General features: G+C 28.8%; 7 protein-coding genes. 6 read left to right on the top strand and 1 reads right to left on the bottom strand.

The genetic code is table 11. The annotated features are described in order from the left end of the window. From KPL38_RS18320 to KPL38_RS20155, 5 genes are all read left to right on the top strand, one after another. Window positions 1–801: IS30 family transposase (locus KPL38_RS18320; RefSeq protein ID WP_216290572.1), on the top strand; the 801-nt coding region annotated here is incomplete at its 5' end. A 67-nt stretch (window positions 802–868) separates the two neighbouring features. Further along, a complete protein-coding gene (locus tag KPL38_RS18315) occupies window positions 869–1072 on the top strand; it encodes a hypothetical protein (protein WP_216290571.1) in 204 nt (67 codons plus the stop codon). Between the two features lie 413 nt (window positions 1073–1485). Then, window positions 1486–1803, top strand: a complete 318-nt coding sequence (locus KPL38_RS18310) for a hypothetical protein (RefSeq protein WP_216290570.1) — start codon at window positions 1486–1488, stop codon at window positions 1801–1803. Continuing rightward, on the top strand, window positions 1803–1973 hold the full coding sequence (locus KPL38_RS18305; protein ID WP_216290569.1) for a ribbon-helix-helix domain-containing protein: 171 nt from the start codon (window positions 1803–1805) through the stop codon (window positions 1971–1973). Before KPL38_RS18310 ends, KPL38_RS18305 begins: the two co-directional genes overlap by 1 nt. An 11-nt stretch (window positions 1974–1984) precedes the next feature. After that, the gene (locus KPL38_RS20155; RefSeq protein ID WP_281419377.1) at window positions 1985–2116 is read left to right on the top strand and encodes a hypothetical protein; all 132 of its coding nucleotides are present in this window, start codon (window positions 1985–1987) and stop codon (window positions 2114–2116) included. A 481-nt stretch (window positions 2117–2597) separates the two neighbouring features. On the opposite strand, the gene KPL38_RS18300 is transcribed toward KPL38_RS20155, so the two are convergent. Then, window positions 2598–2966 (bottom strand): hypothetical protein, encoded by a 369-nt coding sequence (locus KPL38_RS18300; protein ID WP_216290568.1) that lies wholly within the window; start codon window positions 2964–2966, stop codon window positions 2598–2600. A 517-nt stretch (window positions 2967–3483) separates the two neighbouring features. Here KPL38_RS18300 and KPL38_RS18295 point away from each other — a divergent pair. Beyond that, the gene (locus tag KPL38_RS18295) at window positions 3484–3822 is read left to right on the top strand and encodes a hypothetical protein (protein WP_216290567.1); all 339 of its coding nucleotides are present in this window, start codon (window positions 3484–3486) and stop codon (window positions 3820–3822) included. Window positions 3823–4439 lie beyond the last annotated feature (617 nt).

The following is a 4439-nucleotide window of genomic DNA, read 5'->3' as shown; positions in this document are numbered from 1 at the left end:
AATTCTTGTCGTGCCTTTAAGCGGTTAGAATGCTGTGAATTTATAAATTTTGTAGTGGATATGATTAAAAATTCATCGTGGTCTCCAGATGCTTGTGTGGGTAATTCACTTAAAAATAAGCTGTTTAAGCGATCTGAAATAGTTTGTACTAAAACTTTGTACAACTATATTGATCTTGGTCTACTTAGCGTTAAAAATATTGATTTACCAATAAAACTACGTAGGAATACTAAGCCATCAACTGTTATAAAACATAAGAAGAACCTTGGCAAAAGCATTGAAGAACGCCCAAATTCTATAAATAGTCGTAAGGAATTTGGTCATTGGGAGATTGATACCGTAATTGGAAAAAAAACAGGTAATGACTGTGTACTTCTAACTATTGTTGAACGCAAGACTAGGAATGCTATCGTACGTTCAATTGCTAGTAAAACAGCTAGTGCAGTTATAAATGAGCTTAAACACATCAGTAGCTTGTATGGTGAGCAGTTCAGCCAGGTATTCAAAACAATAACTGGAGATAATGGTTCTGAGTTTGCTGATTTATCCACACTTGAGGATGACAGCGATACAAAGGTATACTTTACTCATCCATATTCTTCATTTGAAAAGGGTACTAACGAACGTCACAATGGGTTAATTCGTCGCTTCATTCCCAAAGGAAAACGTATGTCAGATTATAGTTCCTCTGATATCTCTTTTATCGAGGAATGGATGAATACACTTCCAAGACGTATACTCAAATACAATACCCCTGAAGAACTATTTGAATCTCAATTGGATATAATTTATGCAGCATAAGTAATTTCAACGATTTTAGTATAAATACAAATTGGTTCAACTTGTTATTGCAATTGGTCAAATTAAAATGGATGAAAGGGAGATACCATTTCAAACAGAGGGACCCGATAAGATGATACTTTTTAAATGTAAGAAATGTGGGTATGAAGAAGAGGTATCTGAATTTGTTGCGTTTGAATGTTATACACCTGAGGAATTTGACAAGAAGAGTGGTAGTCCTATTGTTCTATGCCCAGAATGTGATGCAAATATGATAATCAAAGGACGATGAGATTATCATATTTGCTTGGCATAAGGGTTTTTACTCGACCGTAGGGAGATTTTGTTCTTTCAACAATAAAAGTTTATAGGAAGTGTGAATTATAATAAAGAAGTATCTTAGTAAATAAGATACTTCTTTGCATTTTATTTAAGTAAAAATTAAATTAACATAATTAGCACTCGTCTGCCACCGCTGTTAGCGGTTTAGTTCAAATGAACTTTCACGACATAATTTATTTTTTGATCATTTTTATTTATAACTTTTATAACAAGTAAATAAAGAAGCCAAATTGCCTTTATTTACTTGTTATTTGTGTTTGATTGTGTTGAAACAGAACACCTTTTATGCTATAATAAGTTATAGAGAGTTAGTAAATAAGTTATCAAATTAGCGTTTAGATAAAATAAAAGGTGGTTATTAATATGAAAATTATAGAAGTTAAACGTATTTTAGATAAAAAAGACATTGGTGGTTATATTGCTTCAACTATTGCAAAATATTATGGGTATAAATCTTTAGATATTGTTTTTATTGGTTATGCTTCAAGTGGCAGTGTTTATCGACTTCCAGATAACAAATTGATTGTTGATATAACGCTTCCAAATGATTTTAATTATGAAACAAATGAATCTGTTATAAGATTTCATGAAGTTAGTAAGTTCTTAAAAGATATTGATACTAAAGGTGCAAATGAATTTAATTTAGAATATCAAAATCATTATAGATTGGAGGATAAATAATGGCATCAGTTAAGTTTTCAATTTCAGTACAAAAGGATACTTTAGATAAATTAAAGCCTATTCAACTTTTAGAAGATAGGTCAAAAAATTATATTATTAATAAATCTATAGAAGAATTTATAGAAAGATATAATAAAAAAATGCCGAACTTAAAGAAGAAAAAAGTTTAAGAAGTATTGCATTGAAATTAAAAATGAGCAAAACTACTTTTCGCGATAGATTTCTTAAATGGGGTATGAAAAACATAGTTGTAACCAGAAGCAATAGGAAAGTTCCAAATTTAATTTTGGAAGTAGAACTTAGGTGCATTTAAAGCATTTTATTGAGTATTTTAGAGTCATACGGTAAGCTAATCATAAACTAAGTTCCTACACTTGACATTATAGAAACTTTTAAAAGATAGCTCATGTAATTTAATAATAAAACTGATGCGATCTTTAAATTTAACGAATTAAAAAATAGAGATTGTAGATATTAATAGAAAAGCAGAAAAATTCTCGAAATATATGTGAATTTATCAATTACTGAAGCTCAAGAGACTTATAATGAAGTGATTATCAAATTCTTAATTTAAGGTATTGCTTCTGGTTGCAGCTATGTTCTTCATACCCCTTTAAGTATATACTTAAGGTGATAGCTTTTATCGGCCTAACATCTGAATCCAAACCTATTCATTTAACGTACTTTACAAATAATTATAATGATGTATCAGCAGGTAGTTAAGTGTTTTTTAATATAAAACGATAAAGAAGCCTAGCGATTACGCTAGGCCAAATTTGCCACTACACTATTTATCAGTCCTCACATGGGTATATATAATTTGCTGCGGTACGAACATCTAAATCACAAGGATCACATGTAATATCATCAGGAAGTACAAACACTAATTTACGTTCAATAGTGCCACATTCACCACATCCATTTTCTCTACATATAATTGTAGTAAACCCCCTAAAAGCAACTATTCTATGACAGCTATCATATATAATGCATGCAACAGCTACTCTTTTATCAAAGCATACGTTCCTTACTTTTATTCTTACAGTTAATAATCTTGCACCGTGTTTCTCCATATCTGATGGATCTGCATTAATGACGCTACATAAATCACATGAACCGCATGAACTTTTAGTACACTTATTACAATCAACATCTTTACTCATTTAATACAACTCCTTTTTAAATTTAAAATAAGACAATAATCATTAATACTGATTTGGCCATTAAAATTTCTTATATCTATGAACCATTAAGAATATTTTCAACATAAAGGATATACGCTGAAAATATGTTCCACTAAATCAGATTAATATTTTTAAATGCCTTTATTATAAATTTACAATGGTTTGATTAATGAGCTTGTACAAAATATAGCTAATGTATATTCTATATTTCTAATATATTCTATAAAAAATAGTTGTGTGATTAAAAAAAGTTTATGATTCAAAATTTAAAAATATATATTTTTAAATTTAAGATGTAATGCTTTATATAACTAGTTAATACCAATATTGTTAAGCAATATCATATAGGCAAGTCATATAGCCAAAGTATGCTAAACATATATTTAACGTACTTTGGCTATATGAGTTTTAATAATTTATAAATTGTTTTTTATTATATGTCCAATTTCTTTAAGAAATCATATTATATATTGTCTAAAGCAAAGGAAGTGATAGTATGTCAACATCTGAAGATATACATGATTTTGAAGTTTCTTGCGATGATTGCTTAGGAAAGAAATATCATCATGATGATATTTCTAAAAATGATAATTGTTGTGATAACTTATTTGATAATCATAGTGAAAGTTGTTCCGATAATTCTTTGCCTTTGAATAATTATTGTAGTTACAATAATGGTTGTAGTTACAATAATGGTTGTAATAATTGTTGTTGCTGTGATTCTTGGTGCGAACCTTGGTGCGAACCTTGGTATAATCCATGTTGTAATAATCAATATCATCGTGGTAATTGCTGTTGCAATAATCAAAGCAATTATCATAATGTAATAGAGTAACAGTATTTTTTAGTCTCAGGCATGTCGTGAAATAACAGTTGAACTAAACCGCTAAAAGCGGTGGCAGATATGTGCTAATATAAAATTTTGACTTGCATTCTGCTCTAAATTCTTAACTAATTAAATTAGTTAAAATTGTAACGCCATAAATTTTTCTTTTTCATTATGTAATGCCACCTTAGTTTGTTTTTATATATGAAAATTAAAGTTAATGATATAAAATACAAGATATACTGATCATCATGAATTTTATTTGGATTATTGCAAGATATAAGCTAAATATAGCAGATTATCGTTGATTTTGGGAAAGTAATATTTATTGAAATCCCATAGTAAGTGCTAACGCGGCATCGTTTAATAGTTTGTTTCAGACATAGAGCAATTTTCGTAGGTATCATCATTTAAGTATATACTTGTGGTGATAGCTTTTGTCGGCTCAACATCTGAAAGCAACCTTATTCATTACACGGCATTTTGTATTTTATACTACGTTTATTCTATGGTAATTGTAGACGTGTAGTTTAATATATCCTAATAATATAAGTAACTTGCAAATTTAAGTAACCCTTAAAATATAAAAAGGATAAAGGAATATGTTAATTAAATTTAACATTCCT

The organism is Clostridium psychrophilum (assembly GCF_018861705.1).
GTDB lineage: Bacteria > Bacillota > Clostridia > Clostridiales > Clostridiaceae > Clostridium_AD > Clostridium_AD psychrophilum.
The sequence above is the reverse complement of the archived record's forward strand: the minus strand, read 5'-3'. Positions and strand labels throughout refer to the sequence as shown.